Source organism: Pseudomonas sp. PDM28, assembly GCF_019219115.1.
GTDB lineage: Bacteria > Pseudomonadota > Gammaproteobacteria > Pseudomonadales > Pseudomonadaceae > Aquipseudomonas > Aquipseudomonas laurylsulfatiphila.
This window is the reverse complement of the sequence record NZ_JAHUWG010000007.1, coordinates 90108-116204: the sequence shown is the minus strand read 5'-3', so window position 1 is coordinate 116204 and position 26097 is coordinate 90108. Positions and strand designations below refer to the sequence as shown.

Sequence of the window (26097 nt, the reverse complement as noted above, 5' to 3'; positions counted from 1 at the left end):
ACCTCAGCTACGCTGAGCGCAATCAAAGCATTTGAAAAAATATTAACGGGGCATGCCGGCGCGCATAGCCTTTTGGGGGATTGATGGATCTTTGGACCGCCTTTCAGGCATTGATTCTTGGGGTTGTAGAAGGGCTTACCGAGTTCCTGCCCATTTCCAGTACTGGCCACCAGATCATCGTGGCCGACTTGCTCGGCTTCGGGGGCGAGCGGGCGATGGCGTTCAACATCATTATTCAGCTGGGTGCCATCCTGGCGGTGGTGTGGGAGTTTCGACGCAAGATCCTTGACGTGGTCATCGGTCTGCCAACCCAGCCGGGTGCCCGGCGGTTTACCGCAAACCTGTTGATCGCGTTCTTGCCGGCCGTGGTGTTGGGCGTGATCTTCGCCGACCTGATCCACCATTACCTGTTCAATCCGATCACCGTGGCAACCGCGCTGGTCGTGGGCGGGATCATCATGTTGTGGGCCGAGCGCCGCCAGCATGAAGTACACGCCGAATCCGTGGATGACATCACCTGGAAAGATGCCTTGAAAGTCGGCCTGGCCCAATGCCTGGCGATGATCCCGGGCACTTCGCGTTCGGGCTCGACCATCATCGGTGGTTTGCTGTTCGGCCTGTCGCGCAAGACCGCTACCGAGTTCTCGTTCTTCCTGGCGATGCCGACCATGGTCGGCGCGGCGGTGTACTCGGGCTACAAGTACCGTGAACTGTTTGTCCCGGCGGACTTCCCGGTGTTCGCCATTGGCTTCGTCACCGCATTCATTTTTGCGATGATTGCGGTCCGCGGGCTGCTCAAGTTCATCGCCAACCACAGCTATGCGGCGTTTGCCTGGTATCGCATTGTGTTCGGCCTGATCATCCTGGCGACCTGGCAGTTCGGCTGGGTCGACTGGAGCGCGGCCAAGCCGTGAGTGACTCGCGCTCGCGCAACAACCCCGGACGCCCGTCCGGGGGACAGATCCGCCATTCACGGTTGAAGTGGCTGTTGTTTGCAGTCCTGTGCGCGTTGCCGCTGTCGGGTTCGCTGTCGTTATGGCTGCACGGGGAGTCGCTGATTCCCCTTGCGGCCTACGGCATCGTCAGCGTCGTGACGTTTTTCCTCTACTGGAGCGACAAGCGCAAGGCGCGCGCCGAGCAATGGCGTACGCCGGAAAACGTCTTGCATGCGTTGGAGCTCGCCGGCGGCTGGCCCGGAGCGTTGCTGGCCCAGCAGGCGTTTCGCCACAAAACCCGCAAAGTCTCGTACCAGTTGGTGTTCTGGATCATCGTGCTATTGCACCAGGTGTTCTGGATCGATCACCTGTTTCTCGGCGCACATGTGTTCGCCTTGACCTGATAGACAAAGCCCTACAGCAACAGTCCGACTTGAGTGCGCCTGGGCAGTCTGCTCACCACCAATTGGTGGGAGCGCTGCAGCAAGCCCTGCAGTTCTTCGCTGCCGAGCGGGTAGGGCGTTTGCATGATGATCCACTGGGCGCGGGCCAGATACGGCGCCGGATGAATGCCCGGGCGGTCGCAGTGACCGAGAAACAGATCCTTGTCGACCTTGAAGGCCAGGGAGTCACCCCTCAGGCCCTGCAAGGCGAACATCTTGTTCCCGGCAATCGAAAATACCCGCACGCCTCCCCATTTATAATCCTCCCGCGCACCGGGCAGGGCGAGGCAGAAGTTCGCGACGTCCTCTTCGCTCATCCGTCCAGCTTTCATAACAATCGTTCCCCACAGGCATTGAAGGATTCGACCAGGTGGTCAATCCAGGCGCGTACCGCCGGCATTACCCCGCGTCGATGAGGATAGACCGCTTGCAGCCAGCCACCGGGCAACGACCACTCGGGCAACAACTGCACCAGTGAGCCGTTTTCCAGCTCCTGTTCGCAATACATCATGGGCAGCATCGTAAAGCCGATGCCGGAGAGGGTGCTGGCCTTGCGCACGATAAAGTCATCGATGCCCAGCCGGGCCTCGAGCGCAAGTTCACAACTCTTGCCCTGTTGATCCAGCAGGCGGATGTGCACCATGCGGTCGGCTTCCAATGCGCCAAGCACCGGCAGGCTTTTCAGATCTTCGGGGTGATTGATCTCACGTCCCGCGAGGAAACCGGGGCTGGCGACCATCAGCATCTGCGCCTGACGCAGGCGGCGAGTGACCAGCAGCGGGTCTTCGTCGCCCAGTTCCCGTACACGCAGGGCAACGTCAATGCCTTCGTTCACCAGGTCAACCCGGCGGTTAAGCAGCATGACCTCCAGCTGGACCTGCGGAAAGCGTTCGAGAAAGTCACTGATCACCCCCGGTAATATTTCGTGGGCCAACCCGACCGGGCAGGACACCCGCAAACGCCCGCGGGGTTCACTGGACATGCTGGCCACGGCCTCGTCGGCCATTTCCGCTTCCAGCAGCATCGCCTGGCAGTGCCTGAGGTAGCGCTCTCCCACAGCGGTCAGTTTCAGCTGTCGTGTGGTGCGTTGCAGCAAACGTGCACCCAGGCGTTCTTCCAGTTCGGCAATGCGCCGCGACAGTCGGGACTTGGGGATGCCCAGCAAGCGTCCGGCTGCCGCGAATCCCCCGGCTTCCACGACTTTGGCGAAGTAATACAGGTCGTTGAGGTCTTGCATGATGTGAATCCGATTGTTCTATCAGTGAGACGAACTATCGCATTGTTGCCGACTAATCAGCTATTGGTTTCGTCTGTAGGATTAGTCCCATCAGATCGCCCTTGTGGGCGATCCTCACTTGGAGATCCCACATGAAATTGCTGCATATCGATTCGAGCATCCTGGGCGACAACTCGGCTTCCCGTCAGTTGAGCGGTGAAGTCGTCAAGGCCTGGCAAGCTGCCGAGCCGACCGCCGTAGTGACCTACCGCGACCTGGCCGCTGACGCCATCAGCCATTTCTCTTCCACTACCCTGGTCGCCGCCGGCACCACCGCTGAACTGCGCAACGCCGCACAAGAGCACGAAGCCGAACTGAGCGCCTCGACCCTGGCCGAATTCCTGGCTGCCGATGCCGTAGTGATCGCTGCACCAATGTACAACTTCACCATCCCGACTCAGTTGAAGGCCTGGATCGATCGCATTGCCGTCGCCGGCCAGACCTTCCGCTACACCGAAGCCGGCCCTGAAGGCCTGTGCGGCGGCAAGAAAGTGGTGATCGTTTCGACTTCCGGCGGCATGCACGCCGGTCAGGCAACCGGTGTTGCCCACGAAGAATATTTGAAGTTGCTGTTCGGTTTCATCGGTATCACCGACATCGAAATCGTCCGCGCCGAAGGCCTGGCTTACGGTGACGACGTACGCAGCAAAGCCATGAGCGCTGCTCACGCGCAAATCAGCGAGCGGTTGTTCGCCGCTGCGTAAGGCTTGCGTAAAAGTTAGCAACCGTTCAGGTAAAGCCCAAAAAACTCTGTATTCTGGTTACGCAAGTACCAGCTACGGAGTTTTTTGTTTCTGGTCGTTTCAGGTGTGGCCCGACTTATGCAGTCCAGGGTGTACGTCTCAAGTCCGGTAACAAGGTGGGGCATCCCATGGTGCGTCTTTGTGCAACTTTACTGATTTGCCTGCTCAGCAGCTTGAATACAGTGCACGCCGCGCCTGCACCGCATCCGCATTGGAGCGTCGGCTTCCATGAGATGACGTTTCTCGACCCACTGGACCTGCAGCCGATGCGCGCCATCGCCTTCTATCCTTCCAGTGAATGGGAGCACACCAGCAAACTCGAGGGTTATACCGTCGAAGCCGGGGAGGACACCAAGGTCGCCATTGGCCGGTTCCCGATGCTGATGCTGTCCCACGGCAACACCGGAACCCCCCTGGCCTTGCACGACCTCGCCACCTCGCTGGCACGCAAAGGTTTCGTCGTGGTGGCGGTGATCCACCCCGGTGACAACTCCACGGACCACAGCCGCCTCGGTACTTTGAGTAACCTGTACGGTCGACCGATCCAGATTTCCGAAGCCATCACGGCCACCCTGGGTGACCGCATGCTGTCCCCCTTCGTCAACGCCGATCAGGTCGGTGTCATTGGTTATTCGGCCGGTGGCGAGACCGCATTGATTCTGTCCGGCGCCACGCCGGACCTCGATCGCCTGCGCCGTTATTGCCAGGAGCGTCCGGACGACCGCGATGCCTGCAACACTCAGGGTGAATTGATTGTCGACCGCGACGACCTGCAGCCGGTGGCAGACTCACGCGTGCACGCCTTGATGCTGATGGCGCCGCTGAGCCTGAAGTTCGGTCGCCACACCCTGGCCGATGTGCACGTGCCGGTGCTGCTTTACAGCGGCGATGGCGACAAGCTGGTGGCGGTCGACAAGAACGCCGCGGCACTGGCGCGCAAGTTGCCGACTGCGCCTGACTTCAAGTTACTGGCGGGAGCAGGGCACTTCGTCTTCATGGCGCCGTGCAATGACGAGCAGATCGCGATCATGCCTGCGCTGTGTACCGATGCCGATGGCGTCGATCGGCAGGACATTCACCGCAATCTGATCTCTGAAGCCGGGAGTTTCTTCTCGCGCACCCTGGGCCGGGCGACCCGGGCGGGGATGCAGACCGCCGATCAATGAACGCAGGATCGGCGGATTTCATTAACCGTTACTTGTTGGCCAACGCTGTTTCCAGTGTTTTAACTCTGGCGTCCAGTTCACGAACAGACTCGATAAGCGGCGCTACCAGTTTTTGATAGTCCACTTGCAGGTGATCGCCATCGGTGCGCACTAACTGTGGATAAACCTTTTGTACGTCCTGAGCAATCAAACCAACATCGGCCTGATTATTTTGTTTCCATTTAAATGTAACTCCGTGAAGTTTCAGTAGGTTTTCCGTTGGGTTTTCGAGGCGTTTCACATCGGTTTTCAGTCGTTCGTCGCTGAATGGGCAGCACTCGCCACCCGGCAAATCGCCGATGTCCCAACATTGACCGTTATGACAAATTTGATCTGTCGAGTTTTCCGCATGGGCAGTGGAAGATAGTGAAAGAGCCATTGCCGGGGCAAGCAAAGCTAAAGGCAGTATACGCACGTTTGGTACATCCTGATTTTCGATTTGATGAGAAAGTAGCACGCCGGATTTTGTCAAAACTTACTGCCGAAACAATGCTGGCACTTCTAACTAATCGATTCTGGATGTTGCACTTAAATTGTAGTTTGAAACAATTTAATCTTTATTGTTATTAGGATGTTCAATTGGTTCTGTGTCGGTCCTGACGAGACAGCATCAGTGTCAAACAAAGTCCGGTTACCGACAACAGCGCCGCACTGAAGAATATCCACGAATACCCCATGTTCAATGCGATCGCGCCCATCAACGGGCCGGCGATCGCCAACGCCAGGTCGAAAAACACTGCATAGGCACTCAAGCCCGCACCCCGACTGGAATTGGGCACCTGTTTGATGGCCTCGACGCCCAGCGCCGGATACACCAGCGACAGGCCGAAGCCGGTCAGGCCGGCGCCAATCAACGCATACCCCGTCGACGGGGCCAGCCACAGCAGCACCAGGCCAACTGTCTCGATGCACATGCAGGCAATGGCTGAGGTGTACCCGCCGAATCGGCTGATGGCGGAAATGAACAGCAGCCGCGACAGAATGAAACAGACCCCGAACACGGTCAGGCAATAGGCGGCACCGGTCCAGCCGCGATTGACGTAATACAAGGTGATAAAAGTCGTCAGGGTGCCGTAGCCGATGGAAGCCAGGCTCAGGCTCGCGCCAAACGGCGCAATGCGTCCGAACACTGCCCAAAACGGCAGGCGTTCACCGCGTACCACTGGCACCGATGGCTTGTTGCGAATCAGCAACAGTGCAGCCAGGGCCAGCAGCGACAGGGCGATGCCCAGGCTGGCGAAACCGAGTTGTTGCACCATGACCACGCCCAGCGGCGCCCCGATCGCAATCGCACCATAGGAGGCGATGCCGTTCCAGGAAATCGAGCGCGCGGTGTGCTCGGCGCCCACCTGACCCATGCACCAACTGATGGTGCCGACGCCGATCAAGCCTTGGGCAATGCCCAGCAACAAGCGCCCGGCGATGAGGATCAGCAGGCTGAGCAACGGAAAGTCTTGCAAAAGGGTCGACAGCAGCGTCAGCAGGCCACTGAGCACAATCCCGGACAAGCCATAGATGATCGCTCGCTTGGTGCCAACGCTGTCCGACATGCGCCCGGCCATGGGGCGGCTGAGCAGGGTGGCGAGGTATTGCGAGCCAATGGTCAGCCCGGCCACGATGGCGCTGAACCCCAGTTGTTCGTGGACATAACCCGGCAAAACCGCAATCGGCAAACCGATGCAGAGGAAGGCAATAAAGGTATAGAACACGATGGAGACGATCTGCAGGGTGATCGCCATGGAGCTTTGCGGGGGCACTTGCTGCACTGACATGAGGGCTCTTTCGCGGGCGGCGGAGGGAGAACTGCATCATGGCGCGGCGGTGGGATAAAAGGAAGCAGGCTAACTAATTATCGCTGTTCTTGAAGGCCTCTTCGCGAGCAAGCCCGCTCCCACATTTGGAACGCATTCCCCTGTGGGAGCGGGCTTGCTCGCGAAGGGTTCGGCACCCAATAAAATCCTGGCCATGAAACACAAAAAGCCCCGTCACATGGACAGGGCTTTTAACTTGCAGCTTGCGGCTTGAAACCAATAGCTGCCCTTAGAACACCACACCCTGACTGCGCAGGTAGTCGTCATAGGTGCCGCTGAAGTCGGTCACGCCGTTCGGGCTCAACTCGATGATGCGGGTGGCCAGGGACGATACGAACTCACGGTCGTGGCTGACGAAGATCAGCGTGCCCGGGTAGTTTTCCAGCGCCAGGTTCAGCGCCTCGATGGATTCCATGTCCAGGTGGTTGGTCGGTTCGTCCATCACCAGAACGTTCGGCTTTTGCAGGATCAGCTTGCCGAACAGCATGCGGCCTTGCTCACCACCGGAAATGACCTTGACCGACTTGAGGATCTCGTCGTTGGAGAACAGCATGCGACCCAGAGTGCCGCGAATGATCTGCTCGCCCTGGGTCCACTGGCCCATCCAGTCGAACAGGCTGACGTCGTCTTCGAAGTCATGGGCGTGGTCCTGGGCGTAGTAGCCCAGCTCCGCGCTTTCGGTCCATTTCACGGAACCGGCGTCCGGGGTCAGCTCGCCCATCAAGGTACGCAGCAGGGTGGTCTTGCCGATACCGTTCGGGCCGATGATCGCCACGCGCTCGCCGGCTTCGACGGTGAAGCTGAAGTTCTTGAACAGGGTCTTGCCGTCGAAGCCCTTGGACATCTGCTCGATGGTCACGGCCTGGCGGTGCAGTTTCTTGGTCTGTTCGAAGCGGATGAACGGGCTCACGCGGCTCGATGGCTTGACTTCGGCTAGCTGGATCTTGTCGATCTGCTTGGCGCGGGAAGTGGCCTGCTTGGCTTTCGAGGCGTTGGCCGAGAAGCGGCTGACGAACGTTTGCAGTTCGGCGATCTGGGCTTTCTTCTTGGCGTTGTCCGACAGCAGTTGCTCGCGGGACTGGGTCGCCGCGGTCATGTACTCGTCGTAGTTGCCCGGGAACAGGCGCAGCTCGCCATAGTCCAGGTCGGCCATGTGGGTGCAGACGCTGTTGAGGAAGTGACGGTCGTGGGAAATGATGATCATGGTGCTGTTACGCACAGTGAGAATCGATTCCAGCCAGCGAATGGTGTTGATGTCCAGGTGGTTGGTCGGTTCGTCGAGCAACAGCACTTCCGGATCGGAGAACAGCGCCTGGGCCAGCAAAACGCGCAGCTTCCAGCCCGGAGCCACTTCAGACATCGGACCAAAATGCTGTTCCAGGGGAATACCCAGGCCCAGCAGCAGTTCACCGGCGCGGGATTCGGCGGTGTAGCCGTCCATTTCGGCGAATTCGGTTTCCAGCTCGGCCACGGCCATGCCGTCTTCTTCGCTCATTTCCGGCAGCGAATAGATACGGTCGCGCTCGGCCTTGACCTTCCACAGCTCTTCATGACCCATGATCACGGTGTCGATCACGGTAAATTCTTCGTAGGCGAACTGGTCCTGGCGCAATTTACCCAGGCGCACGTTCGGCTCCAGCATGACCTGGCCGCCGGACGGCTCGAGGTCGCCGCCGAGGATCTTCATGAAGGTCGACTTGCCGCAACCGTTGGCGCCGATCAGGCCGTAACGGTTGCCACCGTTGAACTTGACCGAAACGTTTTCGAAGAGCGGCTTGGCGCCGAACTGCATCGTGATGTTAGCTGTAGAAATCAAAGGTTTTTCCTGCGAAGCATTCAGAGTAGCTAGGGTTGCGGCAGTACCGGTTCAGTACCCGTTTCCACTGTCCGGACCATGGGACATTCATCCCGATCGGCAGTGGAAGTTCCATCTGGCATTAAGTGGACAGCAGCATGTGGCGCGCCTGGCCCGAGTCAACGTGCGCTGAAAGGGGATTTTTCCGCTTTCAACCTGGGGGCGCGTAAAGTTTGGCGGCGATTGTACTGGTCTGGCTCTTTAAACGATAGGGCGTTGAGGCCGCAGTGACGTTTCGGCGGATTTTGTGGACAGTTTTTCACAGTTACAGGTTAACTATTGGTTACAAACTGTGGCTAAAATGCCACCCGTCGGTTGAGCGCCGATCGTCGGCGTAGCTCGATGGCGCTACAGGGCCGCTGTTTCGTTTTCAGCCGCTGCACAAGACCCGCGAGGGCGCAGTTTGTTTCCTTCTGACGTGTGACGATTTCCGTGAAACTGATCATTGCCGTTATCTATGTTGTCTCAATTGCGTATGTCCACCTGCGTGGCCAGGTGCGCCATAAACTGGGCCGCCAGTTGAGTGATCACTCGACGTTTCTGGCGCCGATCAATTGCTTTCTTTATCTGTTTTCGAAAATCCCCAACAAACCCTATCTCGACCCGGCCGACTTCCCCGACCTGAGTCCGCTGCAGGCGCACTGGGAAGAAATTCGTGCCGAAGGCCAGAATTTGCTTCGGGCCGGCGAGATCAAGCGTTCGGACCAATTCGATGACGTCGGTTTCAACTCGTTTTTCAAGACCGGCTGGAAGCGCTTCTATCTCAAATGGTACGGCGACAGCCATCCATCGGCCATGAAGCTCTGCCCGCGCACCACCGAGCTGGTGCAGGGCATTGGTTCGATCAAGGCGGCAATGTTCGCCGAGTTGCCACCGGGATCCAGACTGGTGCGCCACCGCGACCCGTATGCCGGTTCGTACCGTTATCACCTGGGGCTGGAAACCCCCAACGCCGAAGGTTGCTACATCAATGTCGATGGCCAGGACTACCATTGGCGCGATGGCGAAGCGGTGATGTTCGACGAGACCTACATTCATTACGCGGAAAACACCACGCAGCAGAACCGCATCATTTTGTTCTGCGACGTCGAGCGGCCGATGAAATACAGGTGGGCCGCGGCATTCAATCGCTGGTTCAGTCGCCATGTCATGTCGGCGGCGGGTGCGCCCAACGAGGCGGGCGACAGGACCGGCGGCCTCAACCGCCTGTTCGGCAAGATCTACAAGGTTCGCCTGTATGGCAAGCAACTGAAAAAACGCAACCGTAAGCTTTACTACCTCGAAAAGTGGTCGATCTTCGCCGGGTTGCTGGTGGTCATCATTCTGATCTGAAGGGTGTGTCCGGGCGGCGTTCAGATGATGAAGCCGGGACATCCAGCCAATCACTTAGTGGCTTTCTTCTTTGCGGCCGGTTTGCTGCTCGCCTTCGACTTTGCCATTGCTTTCCCGGCACCCTTGCTGCCCAGGCTACGCTTGAGCAGCTCGGTCAGGTCAATGACATCCGCCGTCTTACGTAGCTCTTCACCCGAGGCGGTCTCGACGTCTTCAATCTTGCCTTCATGGGCCTTTTTGTCCACCAGGGCCATGATCTTGTCTTCGAAACCATCCCGATAGTCTTGCGGCGTCCACTGAGCGCTCATGTCCTCCACCAGGCGCCTGGCCATGTCCAGTTCGCCCTTGGCCAGTTCCGGCCGGGTCACTTCGCTGCCCAGCGCCAACTCATCGAGGCTTCGGACTTCCGCCGGCCAGCGCAGCATCACCAGAACCAGTGCCGACTCCAGCGGCATCAGCGCGGCCAGGTGCTGGCGGGTATGCAGGACCACATGGGCGAGGGCGACCTTGCCGGTTTTGCTCAGGGTTTCGCGCAGCAATGCATAGACCTTGCCGCCGCGCTTGTCGGGCGCCAGGTAATAAGGCGTGTCGATGTTCTGCAAGGGAATCTGCTCGCCGTCGACAAAGGAAAAAATGTCGATGGTCTGGGTCGAGAGCGGGTGCGCGCTTCGGATCTCCTCCTCACTGAGCACCACGTATCGGCCCTTTTCGTATTGCACGCCCTTGACGATGTGCTCCTTGGTGACTTCCTTGCCCGTGACCTTGTTGACACGCTTATAGCCCACCGGGTCCATGCTGCGGCTGTCGAGCCAGTCGAAATCGACGCCTTGGGAGGACGTTGCCGAGACCAGCGCCACGGGGATATGCACCAGTCCGAAGCTGATTGCGCCTTTCCAGATTGCCCGTGCCATGGTCGTCTACTCGCGAGTGATGTTCAGGTGACCTGCGGCCTCGAGCAAAAGTTTCCGTGGTCTGTGGGGCCGTTCCTTTAATCGGATCAACGTCGTGATACATCTTGCCGGGGAGGTTTTTGTTAACAAATACGAACCCCGGGCGTAGCGTGATATCGAAGTCCTTATCCACGTGACGTAGCGAGGCCCTTCCATGAACCGATACGTGTCTGGCGCCATTGCGCTGGCCTTGAGTGCCATGCTGGTGCCACTGGTCGAGGCCGACACCTCTGCTTCGTTGCGCGTGGCCCAGAATCTGCCGGGCAGCACCAACAACAACCCTTACAGCAGCCCGATCAACCGGGCCAACCCCAACAGCATGCAAGGCACCCGACCCAGTGCCCCGGCCATTCGCGGGCCCAATACCGTGCCGGTCCCGCGCCCGCCGACACTGGACAACGGCGGCATCGGCAATCGATATCCCGAGCGGAGCGCTCCCGCCAGCCCACCGAAATTCATTCCCAATCCTGCGCCACGAGACACCGGCACCGGCACCCGTTGAGTGGCCGGCATGACCTGTGCCCAGCGTTTTTTTCAGGCCTCATGATCATCAGAAAAGGAGTCTGCATGTTGCGCAAAAACTTATTGGAAATCCTCTGTGCCAGCGTATTGATCACCGCCACTGTCCCTGTGCTTGCCGCGCCCACCCAGACAATGAAAAGCGAAGAAGGCACACTCGAGGTGACCACCGTCGTGACGGGGCTGGAGCACCCCTGGGCGCTGGCATTCCTGCCGGATGGTAAAAACATGCTGGTCACCGAGCGGCCCGGCAACCTGCGGCTGATCACCGCCGACGGCAAGCTGTCGGCGCCGCTCAATGGCGTGCCAACGGTCTGGGCCAAGGCCCAGGGCGGCTTGCTCGACGTGGCACTGTCACCCGATTTCAAACAGGACCGGATGGTCTATCTGTCCTATGCCGAAGGGGGTGGAGAGGACAATAAGGCCGGTACGGCGGTGGGGCGCGGCCGGCTCTCCGACGATCTGACGGCGATCAAGGATTTCCGGGTGATCCTGCGCCAGGAACCCAAACTCTCGGAAGGCAACCATTTTGGTTCGCGGCTGGTGTTCGATCGCGACGGCTATCTGTTCGTGACGCTGGGGGAAAACAACGAGCGCTCGACCGCCCAGGACCTCGACAAGTTGCAAGGCAAAGTGGTGCGAATCTACCCGGACGGCACGGTGCCCAAGGATAACCCCTTTGTCGGCCAGGACAACGTGCGCCCGGAAATCTGGTCCTACGGGCAGCGCAACCCGCAAGGCGCGGCGCTCAACCCGTGGAACGGCACGCTGTGGGAAAACGAACATGGCCCTCTGGGCGGCGATGAAATCAACATCATCGAGCGCGGCAGGAATTACGGCTGGCCGCTGGCGACCCATGGCATCAACTACTCCGGTAAACCCATTCCCGAAGCCAGGGGTGAAACCGTCGAAGGTACCGTTGCCCCGAACCATGTCTGGGAAAAGTCCCCGGGCCTGAGCGGCATGGCGTTCTACGATGCCGACCGGTTCAAGACCTGGCAAGGCAACGTGTTCATCGGCGCGTTGGTCAGCCAGGAGCTGATTCGTCTCGAGTTCAATGGCGACAAGGTGGTGCACGAGGAGCGCTTGCTCGGGTCGTTGAGAAAGCGCATTCGCGACGTGCGACAGGGGCCGGATGGGTATTTGTATGTGTTGACCGATGAAGAGGATGGTGCGTTGTATAAAGTCGGATTGAAGTGAGGCCCACACGCCGCCTTCGCGAGCAAGCCCGCCCCCACAGGGGAATGCATTTCAAGTGTGGGAGCGCGAAGGCGGTGTGAGAACCAGCACAGAAATAGCGACTACTTCTGTCCATACACAATCACAGCCGCCCTCAATTTGTCCCGGCCAAAGCTGCACATCTTCTCGAACTCCCCATGGCTGACCGGCAGGTGCTGGCAGTCCATGGCCTGACGATGCTGGCTGTGGTCCACATCGGGATCATGCAGGTAGACAAATTCGTCATCGCAATCGGTCACTATCACCCAGTGCGGCGATTTGGAGCGGGTCAGGCGATAGCTGCTGATCAGCACCAACGGTTGCCCGCCATGCTCCAGCAGTTGTGCAAGATTCAGTGGCCCGCCGATCTCGCACACGACGTCACTGGCAAGCAGCTGCGCGGTGAACTCTTCGTGCACCAGGCGCATTACGTCTTTTTTATGCTCATCGCGCACCCCGTCAAGGAACAATGGCCCGGCCTTGCTCAGTTGCAGGCGCACCCGAAACTCGCGGCGCCAGGCCGCCAATGCCAGACCTTGCGGGCTGCAACCCCCGTGGCCGGAGGTCATGAACACGGTGGTTGCCTCGCGCCAGATTTGCAGTTCTTCACGCCGCTCCAGCAAACGCCCCGGCTGCAACGCGCCCATGGCCATGAGCAGGCAGGCCGGACCGCAGGTGAAATCGGTGGTCTGCGGGTAGTAGGGCACTTGAATGTTGCGTGATTCGCGGTGCTGGAGGATGCGTTTTTCCAGGCGCAACGCATCGGCGTGGTCCTGATAGTAGTCGTGGATCAGGGCAAAGCGCCGGTACCCGTTACGTTCATACAGGGCAATCGCCGCCGGATTGTCGAGACGCACCTCCAGACGCAAATAGGCGCAATCGTGTTCCAGGGCAATGGCTTCAGTGCGATCGAGCAGTTGCTTGCCCAGGCCATTGCCCCGCGCCTGAGCCGCGATGGCGATCGAATAGAGACGCGCCAGCGACGTACCTCGATGGAAAAGCACCAGGGCGTAACCCAGCAGATGCTCGCCGCGCTGGGCCACGAGCAGTTGCCCGTTGGCACGGCTGATCATCCATTGAAAGCTGCGACTGTTGAGCCGGTCGGTGGTAAAGCATTGCTCTTCAAGTTGCAGCAGTGCGGGTAAGTCCTCTATTGCCGCCAAACGAAAAACTGTATTCATAATGACCGCCGTAAAAGTTGCGTAACGAAACGGGACTTTCGAAAAAGTTCGTGCTTAATAGGAAAGGTCTTGTTCTCCAACGGATCAATCACTATGTCAGCGGTACAAGGTCATTGGCGCGAAGTATCCGAGCAAACTTTGCCGACGGCAATCACTTCGGCAACTTATTTAAATGATTCCAATAAAACTTCCAGCCAGTTGATTATCATCGTCGAACGCAAGGAAGACTGGGCCTCCTATTTTCCCAGCGAGGACATCGCCACGGCCCAGGAATATCTGGAGCAAACCCGCGACAATGAGCAGGGCAAGCGCGTGCAGGTGATCAACCTGTGCCGCAGTTACAAGTACCTGGGGCACGGTTATTACTGTTCGCTGCTGGCTGAAGCCCGTGGGCACAAGGTCATTCCGTCGGTGCGGACCATCAGCGAACTGACCCGCAAATCCCTTTATGGCCTGGCGCTCGACGACCTGGATAAAACCCTGGAAAAAGCCCTCAGTCATCATGCTTACAGTGACACCGAAGGGTTTACCCTGACGTTGTTTTTCGGCAAGACCAATATCGAACCTTTGCAGGATTTGGCCAGGCAATTATTTGAAGTGTTTGCCTGTCCGATCTTGTTAGTTGAGTTTCGCCGAACTAACGGCTGGCATATCGAAGGCATCAAGTCGGGTGCGTTGCACAAGTTGCGGGAGGATCAGGAAGATCAATTTGCCCACTCCCTCGACAGTTTCAGTCGCAAGATCTGGCGCCTGCCGCGCTCACGACGGCTGGCCCGCTACGACCTGGCCATCCTGCACGATCCCGAGGAAGCCCTGCCACCGTCGAATGCCAGGGCGCTGGACAACTTCGTTCGGGTCGGCAGGACTCTGGGCATCGACGTCGAACTGATCGAGCGCAAGGACTATGCGCGGATAGCGGAATACGACGGCCTGCTGATCCGCGAGACCACCAGCGTCGACAACCATACTTATCGCTTCGCCAAGAAAGCCGAGAGCGAAGGGCTGGTGGTGATGGACGACCCGACGTCGATCCTGCGCTGCACCAACAAGGTGTATCTGGCCGATCTGCTCAAGAGTCATCAACTGGGCATGCCCGCCACTGAAATCCTCTACAAGGAGCGACCGGAAGACTTTGAACGGGTGGGCGAACGACTGGGCTTTCCGCTGGTGTTGAAGATCCCCGACGGTTGTTTCTCCCGGGGCGTGATCAAGGTCGAGAGCCAGCAGGCGTTGCTCGAAGCCACCGCCGAACTGTTCGAACACTCGGTGCTGTTGCTGGCCCAGGAATTCTTCTACACCGAGTACGACTGGCGCATTGGCGTGCTCAACCGCAAACCGATCTTTGCCTGCCAGTACTTCATGTCCAAGGGCCATTGGCAAATCTACAACCACAAGGCCAAGGGCCAGGACATCAACGGGGAATGCCGCACCCTGGCGGTTCACGAGGCGCCGCGGGCGGTGGTGGAACTGGCGGTGAAGACGGCCAACCTGATCGGCGATGGCCTCTACGGGGTCGACCTCAAACAGTCCGGCGACAAAGTGGTGGTGATCGAGGTCAACGACAACCCGAACATGGACGCCGGCATCGAAGACGCCTACCTGCAGGACGATCTGTACAAGCTGGTGCTGGAAGAGTTCGTTCGGCGTCTGGAGCTTAAACGTCGCGGCCAGGCCTGGTGAAGTAGCGATGATCAAGAGTTTTCAGTTGAGCGGTGGAACGCTGCAGGCCGTCGAGCGACTGGACGCCGAGGTGATGCTGTTCAGTCACCCCGATGCGGCCGAGCGCGACCTGCTGCACAGTCATTTCAAACTCGACGAACACGCCTTGGCCTCGGCGCTCGACCCTGACGAGGTGTCGCGCATCGAATTCCATCCCGACAACCTGTTCCTGATCTGGAAGCGTCCGGACAGTTACTCCGGCGCCGACAACCTTGGGTTCCAGGTGTCGTCCTGTGGCCTGCTGTTTTCTCCGGGGCGCTTGCTGGTGATCGCCACCGATGACGCACCGCTCAACGGGCTCGGCAAGCGCCAGGCGCTCGACACGCCTCTGGATGTCTTGCTCGATCTGCTGTTCAACAACATTCACCACTATCTGGGGCACTTGAAGGTGATCAAGTTGATCGCCCGGGAATTGCAGCAGAAATTCAATGCCTCGATGCAGAATCAGCATCTGATCCAGATGTTCAACCTCAGCGAAAGCCTGATCTACTACATCAATGCGATTCACAGCAATGGCGCTGTGCTGAACCGACTACGCAATCATGCGCAAAAGCAGGGCTTCAACGCCGAGGCCATCAGCCTGATCGATGACCTGATCATCGAAAACAACCAGTGTTACAAGCAGGCGGAAATCTATTCAACGGTGTTCTCCGGCCTCATCGACGCCCGGGGCAACCTGATGAACAACAGCATGAACAACCTGCTGCGCAAGCTGACGTTGATCAACGTGGTGTTTTTGCCGTTGAACCTGATTGCGAGCATCGGCGGCATGTCCGAGTTCAGCATGATGACGGCGGGAGCGCCGTGGTGGGTTTCCTACCCCTTGCTGTTGTCGACGATGATGATCGGGGCGGGGGCGATGGTAGTGGGGCTCAAGCGGTTGGCGAAGTGATGGCGGTGAGTCAGGCAATGATGATGTCGAATCTGATGACCCCTTCGCGAGCAAGCCCGCTCCCACAGGGGATTTCAGTGGGTGCAAGACCCGTGTGGGAGCGGGCTTGCTCGCGAAAGCAATTTCAAGGTTTCTACAACTGTCGAGTCGCGGCAGGCAATTTCTTGCGATCCTGAATTCCGCGAACCACCAGGTACAGCAACGGCCCAACCGACACAAACACAGCGGTGATCAATAGATAAGGCACCACCGTAACCGCCGACAGCCCGCGCTTTCGCGCATCCCGGTACATCCAGATACCCGCCAGCGTCGCCAGCAAGTACAGATCGATCACCACCTGCGCGGTATCCGGGCGGGACATCAGGCTGATGCCGAAGTCGATCAGCGATTGTTCGGCCTGGAGCATCACCGAAAGGGTATAGCCGGCAAAGGCGATCAGGGCGATAAGGGGCAGGGCAATGGCATTCATGTGTTCCTTCCTTGGGCAATGACTGGAATCGGCAGCCTAGAGGGATCTGCACAAATTTGCCATTGACTTGCCATCAACGCCCGGCTAATTTCGAGCCATGACTTCCACCGTATTGCGCTGCCAGCCAAGCATTATTACCGCCATTCCTCATCTGGCGGGCTAGCTCACGACTGCAGCACCCAACCCGCCCTAGAGGCGGGTTTTTACTTTCTGTCTCCCGGGCCCCGATCAATGTCAGGAGACGACCATGAGTTTTACAACCGACCAGCAAGCCCTGCTTGAACGCTACGTCAAAAAAATCCTTGCCGCGCCGGTGTATGAACTGGCGGTGCGCACGCCGTTGCAAGCGGCACCGGCCTTGTCCGAGGCGCTGGGCAACCAGATCCTGCTCAAGCGCGAAGACCTGCAACCGACCTTTTCCTTCAAGATCCGTGGCGCCTACAACAAGCTGGTGCAACTGAGTGACACCCAGAAGGCTTGCGGCGTGGTCACGGCTTCTGCCGGCAATCATGCGCAAGGTGTGGCGCTGGCGGCGCGGGAGTTGGGGATCGGCGCCAGCATCGTAATGCCTTGCACGACGCCGCAATTGAAGGTGATCGGGGTTCGTAGCCGGGGCGCCAATGCGATATTGCATGGCGAGAGTTTTCCGTTTGCGCAGACTTTTGCGTTGGCGTTGGCCGAGGAAAGCGGCCGCACCTTTGTTTCGCCCTTTGACGATCCGGATGTAATCGCGGGCCAAGGCACGGTGGCCATGGAAATCCTGCGTCAACATCAAGGTCCGCTGGATGCGATCTTCGTGCCAGTGGGTGGTGGTGGGCTAATCGCCGGCATCGCCGCTTACATCAAATACCTGCGGCCGCAGGTACGCATCGTCGGCGTCGAGTCGGAGCATTCGGCGTGCCTGCAAGCGGCGTTGCTGGCCGGTGAGCGAGTCATCCTGCCCAAGGTCGGCACCTTTGCCGATGGAGTGGCGGTGGCGCAGATCGGCGCTTACGGTTTTGAGGTCTGCCGGTTTTGCGTTGATGAGGTGGTGACGGTCAGCAATGACGAGCTTTGCGCCGCCATCAAGAATATCTACGACGATACCCGCTCGATCACCGAACCTTCCGGTGCGCTGGCCGTGGCCGGAATCAAGCAGTACGTGGCACGGAGCGGAGTCCGTGGTCAGACCCTGGTCGCCATCGACTCCGGTGCCAACATCAATTTTGACAGCCTGGGGCATGTGGCCGAGCGCGCCGCGTTGAGCGGCACGCCGGCATGACCCTGGTGCAGGCCAACAGCAGATGCACGGGTTATTCCCGAATGGCCTTCTCGACCTTGTTCGACGCCGACCAGATTCGGTAGCGCACTTCGATGTCCTTGGGCACGTACAGCACGAGCGGCAGCTTGCTGTTGTAGCGCAGCAGGAAGCCGTCACCGACCACCGGCACAAAATCCTGTTTGCTCGTGCCGTCCGGGCAGGCCATCAGCGTGCTCATCGGGCCAATGACTTTTTCCAGGCGATAGAAGGGGTAGCCCCAACCCTCGAGGTTTTTCTCTTCGAGAATGCCGCCCAGGCGCGGGCGGTTGCAGTCCACGGTCATGGTTTTACCGGCCAGGATCTCGACCTGGAAGTCGTCTTCCCGGGGCTGTGGCGCGAGGTGAATCACTTGGCGGGTAAAACCGCTCTCGGCTTTCGGATAGGGCGCGGTGTCTTCGAGTTTCGCGGCGTGCGCCGTATTGGCAAGCCCCAGTGCGAACAGCGCTGCGCAAGCGTTAACGGTCAAAGAACTCATGATGCCTCCTTGCTTGAAGTGAAGGGCGGCATTTTCACTGTCATGTGCGGCGAATGCAAACCCGCGGCGCCCAACGTGCAAATTGCAGAGATGTAAGGGGCGTATAATGCAAACTGCATGGCAGGTTTTACAGGTGGCTGGCCTAAACCCTTGAATTGCCGATGAGCTGCGCAGCGAAATCCAGGGCATGTTTTATGCTGTAGCTGTCCTTGAAGCTTGCCAAGCTTTTGTACGAGAGAGCATACGAGCGAGCGTTGATGTTTATTGGCAATTTCACAAAGGAGAGGGTCGCCATGTTTCTTTCTGCCTTGGAACTTCGCAATATCATCGAAAGCAGCTTTTTGCCCAAGCGTTGCGAGTGCACGTTGTCACCGGATCTGTCGATGACCGTGAAGATCTATGCCGACGGGCAAACCGATCATCTCGATCTGATGGTCACCGGTATCGATGCCTCCGGACTCAATGGCTGTCGGGAAATAAACGAGTTGATTGCCCAACTGCGTTCCAGGCAGCTTCATGTAGAGGTCGAGCCACACTCGATGCTGGGCAAAGCGCTTTAACTTGCAATTTCGAGTTCCACCGACACGCGCCGGGTCTGGAAGAACGCCAGGCCCAGCGCCAGTTCAAGCCCGACAGCCAGCAACATGCCCGGCCCGACATGGCCGGCGAGCCATTCGGCAAAACCCAGCACGGCCAATCCCCAGCAGCCGACGACGAAGCCCAGGCTCAGCGCATGGCGGGTTGCGCAAGGGGGGGCGTTGCGAACCAGGTAAGAGATCACGCTAAACGCTGCGAACAGCACGGCGGTACGGCGCGCGACCAATCCGGCCACGAATGAAAACTCGATACCCCAGATCGACAGTAGCCATTGAGGTGCCAACCCCCAGACCAGGCTCAGCAAAAGGCATAATGCGGCGGTAAACATCGACAAAGTGCGAAACGAAAACTGCATGGCCAATCCTTGCGGGCAGTGAGGGCGGCGCTAGAGCATAGCGCCGCAGCCCTCAAAGGAACACCGCCAAGTATCAAATCAGACGTTTCGGTCAGCCTTGGTTCTCGCAGGCGTCGGAAAGTTTACGGTAGGTGATTTCCGCGGGTTTTCCCGTTTCATCGATGTACTTCATGTCGGCCTTCACCACTTTGCAATCCAGGGTGTCCGGCTCGGTCAGTGAAATCACTTTGCTGACATGCAATGGCATGCCGTAGTGGTAGGGCACGGCCTGCGCGGTCGTGGTGTCATTGGCCTGGGCCAGACCAGCAAACGCGGTGCAGGCGAGGGCGGCGGTAACCAGCAGGGTGCGAGTGTTCATCAGTGATCTCCAGTGCGTACGGAAAGTCAGTTCGATGTGTGGCTTGTCGAACCTGCCGCACCGGGCGTCAGAACAGTCTGAGGGCGTGCGGTCCAGTGAAGTGTCGGACCGCACGGTTAAACGAGAGTTAACCCGGCTGAACGCCGCCTGTCGCGAAGGCGCGATCCTGTGTATCAGTTAAGACCATCGGGCGCCTGATAGAAAGTCATCGCGAGCAAGCTCGCTCCCACATTGCCCGGGCGTCGACACAAATATTATGAGCGACCCGCAACCCTGTGGGAGCGAGCTTGCTCGCGAAGAGGTCCTCGAATTCAGCGCAGTTCCAACTGCTCCCGATAAGGCAGATCCGGCCCGGTCTTGCTGCACGTCAACGCCGCCGCCTGCACCGCGAACTTCAGCATGCCGTCAATCTGCTCGCGGCCAAGTTGTTTTACACCCTCCACCGAATCCAGGCGATGCTCGGTCAACCAGGCAATCAACGCCGCTTGAAAGGTATCCCCTGCGCCCACGGTGTCGGCGATTTTTACCGCGCAGGCCGGAGCCGACCACGAGCCGTGAGCCCGGCTGAATACGGTCGCGCCTTCGCCGCCCCGGGTCAGGAACACCAACTGGCAGCGATGCTGCATCCAGCCCTCGATCACTTGCGCCGGGTCCTGGCCTGGGTACAGCAGATGCAGGTCCTCGTCGCTGACCTTGATCAGGTCGGCCAATTCCACCAGCATCGCAATCCGTTTACGCCACCGTTCAATGTCCGGTTCCGGGTTCAGGCGCACGTTCGGGTCGAGGCTGATCAGGCGTTTGCCGCTTTCCCGGCGCACTAATGCCAACAGGGTGTCGGCAATCGGCTGCACCACCAGGGAAAACGATCCGATATGCAGGCCGCGCACTTCAGGCCCGAGTGCCGGCAGGTGCTCCGGTTTCAACTGCCGATCAGCGCAGCCTTCGCCACGGAAGCTGTATTGCGGCGAACCATTGGCGCCCACAGCGACCATCGCCAGGGTGGTCGGCGCGGCGAAATCCAGCAGAAAGTCCTGGCGCACACCTTCATCCTGCAGCACCTGCAACAGGCGCCGGCCCAGGTAGTCGGTGGACAACCCGGCCAACAGCGCCGAATCCACGCCCAACCGGCGCAATCCCACGGCCACGTTGAACGGCGAGCCACCGGCAATGGCTTTGAAATTCACTTTGGACGCCAGACCGCCGGCGTCGTCTTCACTGAAAAAATCGAACAGCGCTTCGCCACACACCAGGTACATAGTTGTTCACTCTTCAAAGGGTTGCGACATGTTGTCGATAGCGTTCATAAGCCTGCTGACTGGCTCGTACATTGTCGGCGACCGGAAGGGTTTCGCTGGCCGGGTCGAGCTTTACGCAGCGCTCGCACAAGTCCGCCAGGCTGAGCTCGTTCCCTGTCGCCCGGGATACGCACCAGGCCGCCTGGATCGCCGCACCCAGGGCCGCGGCCTCGCTTTGTTCCGTGCAGATCACGGGAGTATTCATGGTATCGGCGACGATCTGCCGCCACACCGCGCTTTTCGAGCCACCGCCAATCAGGCAAATGCTGCGGCTTTGTAAGCCATTGCGGCGTAGCAGGTCCAGTCCGTAACGCAAACCGAATGTCGTGCCTTCGACGACCGCGCGGCACAGGTTGGCCCGGGTCAGGTTGCTCATGGTCAGGCCCGACAGGCTGCCGCTGGCATGGGGCAGGGCGGGCACCCGCTCGCCGTTGAAGAACGGCAACATGCTCACGCCTTCGGCACCGATGGGCGCTTTGGCAACCAGCGCGTTGAACTGATCGATGTCGAGGTCCAGCAGGTCGCGAACCAGGCCGGTGGCATTGGTCAGGTTCATGGTGCAGATCAATGGCAGCCAGCCGCCACTGGAAGAACAGAACGTGGCGACTGCGGAATCCGGGCCGACGTTCGGCCGGTCGGCATAGGCGTACACCGTGCCTGACGAGCCGAGGCTCATGGTGATTTCGCCGGGCTGGATATTGCCGGTGCCGATGGCCCCCATCATGTTATCGCCGCCGCCACTGGAGACCTGTGCCCGCGGATTGATGCCCAGGTGCTCGGCAATCCCCGGCAGGATCGTGCCGACCGCCTGGTGCGCATCGATCAGCTCGGGCAGCGCGGCTTGCAGGCGTCCGCTGGGGTCGATGTCGCGCAACAACTGCACATCCCACTGCCGGGTACGCACATTGAAATACCCGGTGCCCGACGCATCACCGTATTCGCTGCAACTGCGGCCGGTGAGCCAATGGTTGAGGTAGTCGTGGGGCAGCAGGATATGGGCGATCCGGGAAAACACCTCGGGATGTTGCTCTTTGGTCCAGAGCAGCTTGGATAAGGTATAGCCCGGCGCGATGACCACGCCGAGGCGATCCAGCGAAGCCTGTTCGCCGCCGAGGTGGGCCAGGAGACGGTCATTCTCCGGCGTGGTTTCGGTGTCGCACCAGAGCTTGGCCGGACGCAGCACCTGGCCCTGTTCGTCGAGCAGCACCAGGCCATGTTGCTGGCCGGACACGCCAATGCCGAGGATCGACTGGCCATCGACCCTGGCCGCGAGCAACGCGCGGCGGGTGGCCGTGGCGAAGGCTTCCAGCCACTGATGGGTATCCTGTTCGCGGCGGCCATTGGCCGCGCTGATCAAGCTATGGCTGGCCGCGCCCTGGCCGAGCACTTCACCACTGACTGCGTCGAGGATGATGGCCTTGGTGCCCTGGGTGCCGCAGTCGATGCCGAGGAAGAGTTGTTGGTTTGGCATGGTGGATCCTTGGATCATTCAACATGAATGTGGCCTGTCAGGCCGCCTTCGCGAGCAAGCCCGCTCCCACAGTATTTGCGCTGTACCTGTGGGAGCGGGCTTGCCCGCGAAGACGGCAGCAGCTCCACCGCAGGACTTACGCCAACACCCGCTCCAGCGTCCGCGACACCCCCACCTCACGCAAACTGTTGCAACACCACTCGAACGCCGCGACAAACTCCGGCGAGCGGGGTATCGCCGTACCAAAAATCTCCTCGACCGCCAGTAAGCGCTGGGTGATCAGCACATCATCGGCCACCAGCGCCTGGCAGAACTCGGCACGAGGGTCGGGAATGCAGTACGTGTCGCCATGTTCGTCCACGCCCTTCAGATACAAGGCCCACGCTGCCACCACCAACGCCGCGCGTTTGGTCTCGCGGCCATCGGCGATCAGGCGGTTGATGGTCGGCACGGTGAATTTCGGAAACTTCGAAGAACCGTCCGAACACACCCGTTCAAGCTGGTCGGCAATCGCCTGATTGGAGAAGCGCGCCACCAGGGTGCTCTTGTACTCGGTCAGGTCGATTCCCGGCACCGGGGCCAGTTGCGGCGTCACGTCCAGGTCCATGTAGGCGCGCATATAGCGTACGAACAACGGATCGTTCATGGTCTCGTGGACGAAACGGTAACCCTTCAGAAATCCCAGGTAGGTCAGCGCCAGATGGCTGCCGTTGAGCAGCTTGATCTTCATGTCTTCGTAGGGTGTGACGTCGTCGGTGAACTGTACGCCGACCTTTTCCCAGGCCGGGCGACCGTTGACGAATTTGTCTTCCAGCACCCATTGCACAAAGGGTTCGCAGACCACCGGCCAGGCATCGTCCACCCCGTGCTGGTCCGCCAGTTGCAGACGGTGCGAGGTGCTGGTCATCGGCGTGATGCGGTCGACCATGGCGTTGGGGAAACTGACGTGGGTGTCGATCCAGTCGCGCAGTGGGCTGTCGTGCAAGGCGGCGAAGGCCAGCAGGGCCTTGCGGGTGACGGCGCCATTGTGCGGCAGGTTATCGCAGGACATCAGGGTGAAGGCCGCTGTGCCGGCGGCGCGGCGCCTGGCCAGTGCGGCACAGAGCAAGCCGAACACGGTCTTTGGCGTGTCGGGGTGCGCGAGGTCATGCCGGATCTGCGGCAAGTGCGCCATGAACTCACCGGTGCTGTCGTCAATGCAATAACCGCCCTCGGTGATGGTCAGCGAGACGATGCGGATCTCGGGACTGGCCAGTTTGTCGATCAGCGCCCGGGTGTCGTCTTCGGCCAGCAGCATGTCGCGGATGGCCCCGATCACCCGCACTTCGGTGTCGTCGCCATCGCCGAGTTCGAACAGGGTGAACAGGTAGTCCTGATCCTTGAGATCGTCACGGGCGCGACGGTCCTCGGCACGCAGGCCGACGCCACAAATGGCCCAGTCCAGGCCTTCACCGGTGTTCATCAGCGCATCGGTGTAAAACGCCTGGTGGGCGCGATGGAAACCGCCGACGCCGATGTGCGCAATGCCTTGACGGGTATCGCCCAGCGCGTAGGCGGGCAGGGCCACTGCGGGTGCGAGGCGGTTGAGGTTCTGTTTATTGAGTTTCATCACAGTCTCTCTGGGATCAGGCAGCAACGCGCAACGGGCGGGTCAACGCCATGCCGTCGGCATCGAATAAATGGCAGTGTTGCGCGTCCAGGTGCAGGCTCAGGGTTTCGCCGTAGCGGCTGGCCAGATCGCCGCGAATGCGCATGGTCAGGGCTTCGCCGGACGACGTCAGGACGTGGCAGAACGTGTCGCTGCCCAGGCGTTCGCTGACATCGGCGGTGACCTGCAAGGCGCAGTCGCCCGGCTTGGCCAGTTCCAGATGTTCCGGGCGAATGCCCAGGGTCACTGCGCTGCCGACGGTCAGACGGGATCCGCTCAAGGGCAGGCTGATGCGGGTGCCGGCGTTCAGTTGCACTTCGCAGCCCTGGCTGTCGACGCGGGTGACTTTGCCCTTGAGCAAGCCCATTTTCGGCGTGCCCAGGAAACCGGCGACGAACAGGTTGGCGGGCTGGTGATAGAGATCCAGCGGCGAGCCGACTTGCTCGATCTTGCCGCCGTTGAGTACCACGACTTTGTCGGCCATGGTCATGGCTTCGACCTGATCGTGGGTGACGTAGATCATCGTCGCTTGCAGGTCTTTGTGCAGGCGCAGCAATTCCAGGCGCATCTGCACCCGCAGGGCTGCGTCGAGGTTGGACAGCGGTTCGTCGAACAGGAAGATTTTCGGGTTGCGCACGATGGCCCGGCCAATCGCCACGCGCTGACGCTGGCCGCCGGACAGTTGCTTGGGCTTGCGCTCCAGCATCGGCCCCAGTTCGAGGATGCGCGCCGCTTCGCTGACCTTTTTCTCCACTTCGGCTTTCGCTACGCCCGCCAGGTCAAGGGCGAATGACATGTTCTTGCGTACGCTCATGTGCGGGTACAGGGCGTAGGTCTGGAACACCATCGCCAGGTCACGCTTGGCCGGGCTCACTTCGGTGATGTCGCGGCCATCGAGTTCGATGGTGCCGCCGCTGACTTCTTCGAGCCCGGCGATCAGGCGCAGCAGTGTGGATTTGCCGCAGCCCGACGGGCCGACGAAGACCACGAATTCCTTGTCGTTCACTTCGAGGTCGATGCCCTTGATGATGGAAAAACCTTCGAAGCCTTTTTGCAGATTCTTGATTTTCAGGTTGGCCATGGTGGTGGGCCTCCGGTTGTTGTTCTTTAAGATCAAAAGATCGCAGCCTGCGGCAGCTCCTACACAGAGCCCCCAGGCAACGCGACTGCCCTGTAGGAGCTGCCGAAGGCTGCGATCTTTTGCTTCTGATTCATTTCACGGCGCCGAACGACAGGCCGCGGACCAACTGTTTCTGGCTGATCCAGCCGAAGATCAGGATCGGCGCACAGGCCAGGGTCGAGACCGCCGACAACTTGGCCCAGAACAGCCCTTCGGGGCTTGAGTACGAGGCGATCAAGGCGGTCAGTGGCGCGGCTTTCGAGGAAGTCAGGTTCAGCGACCAGAAGGCCTCGTTCCAGCACAGGATCAGCGACAGCAGCACCGTGGACGCCAGGCCACCCTTGGCGATCGGCAGCAATACCCGGAGCATCTCCTGGAGCAGCGTTGCGCCATCCAGCCGCGCGGCTTCGAGGATGTCCCTGGGGATGTCCTTGAAGTAGGTGTAAATCATCCAGACCACGATCGGCAGGTTGATCAGCGTGTAGATGACGATCAGCGCGATCCGGGTGTCGAGCAGGCCGAAACTCTTGGCCAGCAGGTAGATCGGCATCAGCACACCCACCGGCGGCAGCATCTTGGTCGAGAGCATCCACAGCAACGTGCCTCTGGTGCGCCGGGTTTCGTAGAACGCCATCGAGTAGGCCGCCGGCACCGCGATCAGCAGGCACAGGGCCGTGGCGCTGAAGGAAATCACCACCGAGTTCCAGGCGAAGCTGAAGTAGTCGCTGCGCTCGTTGATGTGCAGGTAGTTCTCCAGCGTCGGCGTGAAGATGAACTGTGGCGGCGTGGCGAAGGCCTCGATTTCGGTCTTGAAGCTGGTCAGTACCATCCAGAAGATCGGGAAGAAGATCAGGATCGCGATGGCCCAGGCCAACGTACCGAGCAACAGGCTTTGCAAACGACGGGATTGTTGAAGAGTCATGGCAGGCC

27 protein-coding genes are annotated in these 26097 nt (G+C 59.6%); 11 read left to right on the top strand and 16 right to left on the bottom strand.

The genetic code is table 11. The features are described 5' to 3' along the window. Positions 1–83: 83 nt before the first annotated feature. Positions 84–914, top strand: a complete 831-nt coding sequence (locus KW841_RS17195) for an undecaprenyl-diphosphate phosphatase (protein WP_116580419.1) — start codon at positions 84–86, stop codon at positions 912–914. Continuing rightward, positions 911–1339 (top strand): DUF1294 domain-containing protein, encoded by a 429-nt coding sequence (locus tag KW841_RS17190; protein ID WP_218478535.1) that lies wholly within the window; start codon positions 911–913, stop codon positions 1337–1339. The genes KW841_RS17195 and KW841_RS17190 overlap by 4 nt, the downstream gene beginning before the upstream one ends. Positions 1340–1350: 11 nt before the next feature. Here KW841_RS17190 and KW841_RS17185 read toward each other — a convergent pair whose 3' ends face one another. After that, complete coding sequence (locus KW841_RS17185; protein WP_218478533.1) at positions 1351–1710, bottom strand: MmcQ/YjbR family DNA-binding protein; 360 nt, start codon at positions 1708–1710, stop codon at positions 1351–1353. Next, complete coding sequence (locus KW841_RS17180) at positions 1707–2615, bottom strand: LysR substrate-binding domain-containing protein (RefSeq protein ID WP_218478531.1); 909 nt, start codon at positions 2613–2615, stop codon at positions 1707–1709. The genes KW841_RS17185 and KW841_RS17180 overlap by 4 nt, the downstream gene beginning before the upstream one ends. Before the next feature lie 131 nt (positions 2616–2746). Between KW841_RS17180 and KW841_RS17175 the strand changes: the two genes are divergently transcribed. Both KW841_RS17175 and KW841_RS17170 read left to right on the top strand, forming a co-directional pair. After that, positions 2747–3358: an FMN-dependent NADH-azoreductase gene (locus KW841_RS17175; RefSeq protein WP_218478528.1), complete on the top strand. Its 612-nt coding sequence runs from the start codon at positions 2747–2749 to the stop codon at positions 3356–3358. A 167-nt stretch (positions 3359–3525) separates the two neighbouring features. After that, on the top strand, positions 3526–4563 hold the full coding sequence (locus KW841_RS17170) for a dienelactone hydrolase (protein WP_218478525.1): 1038 nt from the start codon (positions 3526–3528) through the stop codon (positions 4561–4563). 28 nt (positions 4564–4591) lie between these two features. Here KW841_RS17170 and KW841_RS17165 read toward each other — a convergent pair whose 3' ends face one another. The 3 genes from KW841_RS17165 to KW841_RS17155 all read right to left on the bottom strand — a co-directional run bounded on the left by KW841_RS17165 (position 4592) and on the right by KW841_RS17155 (position 8229). Continuing rightward, positions 4592–5017, bottom strand: coding sequence for a tail fiber domain-containing protein (locus tag KW841_RS17165; protein WP_371319515.1), 426 nt, complete (start codon positions 5015–5017; stop codon positions 4592–4594). 160 nt (positions 5018–5177) lie between these two features. Next, positions 5178–6374 (bottom strand): MFS transporter, encoded by a 1197-nt coding sequence (locus tag KW841_RS17160; protein ID WP_218478523.1) that lies wholly within the window; start codon positions 6372–6374, stop codon positions 5178–5180. 268 nt (positions 6375–6642) lie between these two features. Further along, positions 6643–8229: an ABC-F family ATPase gene (locus KW841_RS17155; protein ID WP_033044478.1), complete on the bottom strand. Its 1587-nt coding sequence runs from the start codon at positions 8227–8229 to the stop codon at positions 6643–6645. A 471-nt stretch (positions 8230–8700) separates the two neighbouring features. On the opposite strand from KW841_RS17155, the gene lpxO reads away from it, so the two are divergent. After that, entirely contained in the window at positions 8701–9600 is a 900-nt protein-coding gene (lpxO, locus tag KW841_RS17150; RefSeq protein ID WP_218478521.1) for a lipid A hydroxylase LpxO, read from the top strand. Positions 9601–9650: 50 nt separating this feature from the next. Here the strand turns inward: lpxO and KW841_RS17145 are convergent, their stop codons facing one another. Then, the gene (locus tag KW841_RS17145) at positions 9651–10511 is read right to left on the bottom strand and encodes a Ku protein (protein WP_218478519.1); all 861 of its coding nucleotides are present in this window, start codon (positions 10509–10511) and stop codon (positions 9651–9653) included. A 193-nt stretch (positions 10512–10704) separates the two neighbouring features. Here KW841_RS17145 and KW841_RS17140 point away from each other — a divergent pair, with 193 nt between their 5' ends. Together KW841_RS17140 and KW841_RS17135 are read left to right on the top strand one after the other, a co-directional pair. Further along, positions 10705–11052: a hypothetical protein gene (locus tag KW841_RS17140; protein ID WP_218478516.1), complete on the top strand. Its 348-nt coding sequence runs from the start codon at positions 10705–10707 to the stop codon at positions 11050–11052. A 65-nt stretch (positions 11053–11117) separates the two neighbouring features. Beyond that, on the top strand, positions 11118–12269 hold the full coding sequence (locus KW841_RS17135) for a PQQ-dependent sugar dehydrogenase (RefSeq protein ID WP_218478513.1): 1152 nt from the start codon (positions 11118–11120) through the stop codon (positions 12267–12269). 101 nt (positions 12270–12370) lie between these two features. On the opposite strand, the gene KW841_RS17130 is transcribed toward KW841_RS17135, so the two are convergent. Then, entirely contained in the window at positions 12371–13468 is a 1098-nt protein-coding gene (locus KW841_RS17130; RefSeq protein WP_218478510.1) for a GNAT family N-acetyltransferase/peptidase C39 family protein, read from the bottom strand. A gap of 93 nt (positions 13469–13561) precedes the next feature. Here KW841_RS17130 and KW841_RS17125 point away from each other — a divergent pair, with 93 nt between their 5' ends. Together KW841_RS17125 and KW841_RS17120 are read left to right on the top strand one after the other, a co-directional pair. Next, entirely contained in the window at positions 13562–15148 is a 1587-nt protein-coding gene (locus KW841_RS17125; RefSeq protein ID WP_256357858.1) for a RimK family protein, read from the top strand. A gap of 7 nt (positions 15149–15155) precedes the next feature. Next, positions 15156–16079, top strand: a complete 924-nt coding sequence (locus KW841_RS17120) for a magnesium transporter CorA family protein (RefSeq protein WP_218478507.1) — start codon at positions 15156–15158, stop codon at positions 16077–16079. Positions 16080–16212: 133 nt separating this feature from the next. Here the strand turns inward: KW841_RS17120 and KW841_RS17115 are convergent, their stop codons facing one another. Beyond that, positions 16213–16548, bottom strand: a complete 336-nt coding sequence (locus KW841_RS17115; protein WP_218478505.1) for a DUF2834 domain-containing protein — start codon at positions 16546–16548, stop codon at positions 16213–16215. Between the two features lie 247 nt (positions 16549–16795). On the opposite strand from KW841_RS17115, the gene ilvA reads away from it, so the two are divergent. Beyond that, positions 16796–17809: a threonine ammonia-lyase, biosynthetic gene (ilvA, locus tag KW841_RS17110; RefSeq protein WP_218478503.1), complete on the top strand. Its 1014-nt coding sequence runs from the start codon at positions 16796–16798 to the stop codon at positions 17807–17809. A gap of 31 nt (positions 17810–17840) precedes the next feature. Here the strand turns inward: ilvA and eco are convergent, their stop codons facing one another. Further along, complete coding sequence (eco, locus tag KW841_RS17105; RefSeq protein ID WP_218478500.1) at positions 17841–18323, bottom strand: serine protease inhibitor ecotin; 483 nt, start codon at positions 18321–18323, stop codon at positions 17841–17843. A gap of 293 nt (positions 18324–18616) precedes the next feature. On the opposite strand from eco, the gene KW841_RS17100 reads away from it, so the two are divergent. Continuing rightward, on the top strand, positions 18617–18883 hold the full coding sequence (locus tag KW841_RS17100) for a DUF1652 domain-containing protein (RefSeq protein ID WP_218478497.1): 267 nt from the start codon (positions 18617–18619) through the stop codon (positions 18881–18883). Here KW841_RS17100 and KW841_RS17095 read toward each other — a convergent pair. From KW841_RS17095 to KW841_RS17065, 7 genes are all read right to left on the bottom strand, one after another. Beyond that, positions 18880–19275 carry a hypothetical protein gene (locus KW841_RS17095; protein WP_007970019.1) on the bottom strand — a complete coding sequence of 132 codons (396 nt, stop codon included), beginning with the start codon at positions 19273–19275 and terminating at the stop codon, positions 18880–18882. The two genes, KW841_RS17100 and KW841_RS17095, sit on opposite strands and share 4 nt — an antisense overlap. 91 nt (positions 19276–19366) lie before the next feature. Beyond that, positions 19367–19633 carry a DUF2790 domain-containing protein gene (locus tag KW841_RS17090; RefSeq protein ID WP_218478495.1) on the bottom strand — a complete coding sequence of 89 codons (267 nt, stop codon included), beginning with the start codon at positions 19631–19633 and terminating at the stop codon, positions 19367–19369. A gap of 311 nt (positions 19634–19944) precedes the next feature. Next, positions 19945–20889 (bottom strand): carbohydrate kinase, encoded by a 945-nt coding sequence (locus KW841_RS17085; RefSeq protein ID WP_218478492.1) that lies wholly within the window; start codon positions 20887–20889, stop codon positions 19945–19947. Between the two features lie 13 nt (positions 20890–20902). Further along, positions 20903–22399 carry a xylulokinase gene (xylB, locus tag KW841_RS17080; RefSeq protein WP_218478490.1) on the bottom strand — a complete coding sequence of 499 codons (1497 nt, stop codon included), beginning with the start codon at positions 22397–22399 and terminating at the stop codon, positions 20903–20905. A 136-nt stretch (positions 22400–22535) separates the two neighbouring features. After that, complete coding sequence (locus KW841_RS17075) at positions 22536–24008, bottom strand: mannitol dehydrogenase family protein (protein ID WP_218478488.1); 1473 nt, start codon at positions 24006–24008, stop codon at positions 22536–22538. A 16-nt stretch (positions 24009–24024) separates the two neighbouring features. Continuing rightward, the gene (locus tag KW841_RS17070; RefSeq protein ID WP_218478485.1) at positions 24025–25128 is read right to left on the bottom strand and encodes an ABC transporter ATP-binding protein; all 1104 of its coding nucleotides are present in this window, start codon (positions 25126–25128) and stop codon (positions 24025–24027) included. A 130-nt stretch (positions 25129–25258) separates the two neighbouring features. Then, on the bottom strand, positions 25259–26089 hold the full coding sequence (locus KW841_RS17065) for a carbohydrate ABC transporter permease (protein ID WP_218478467.1): 831 nt from the start codon (positions 26087–26089) through the stop codon (positions 25259–25261). Between the last annotated feature and the right edge of the window lie 8 nt (positions 26090–26097).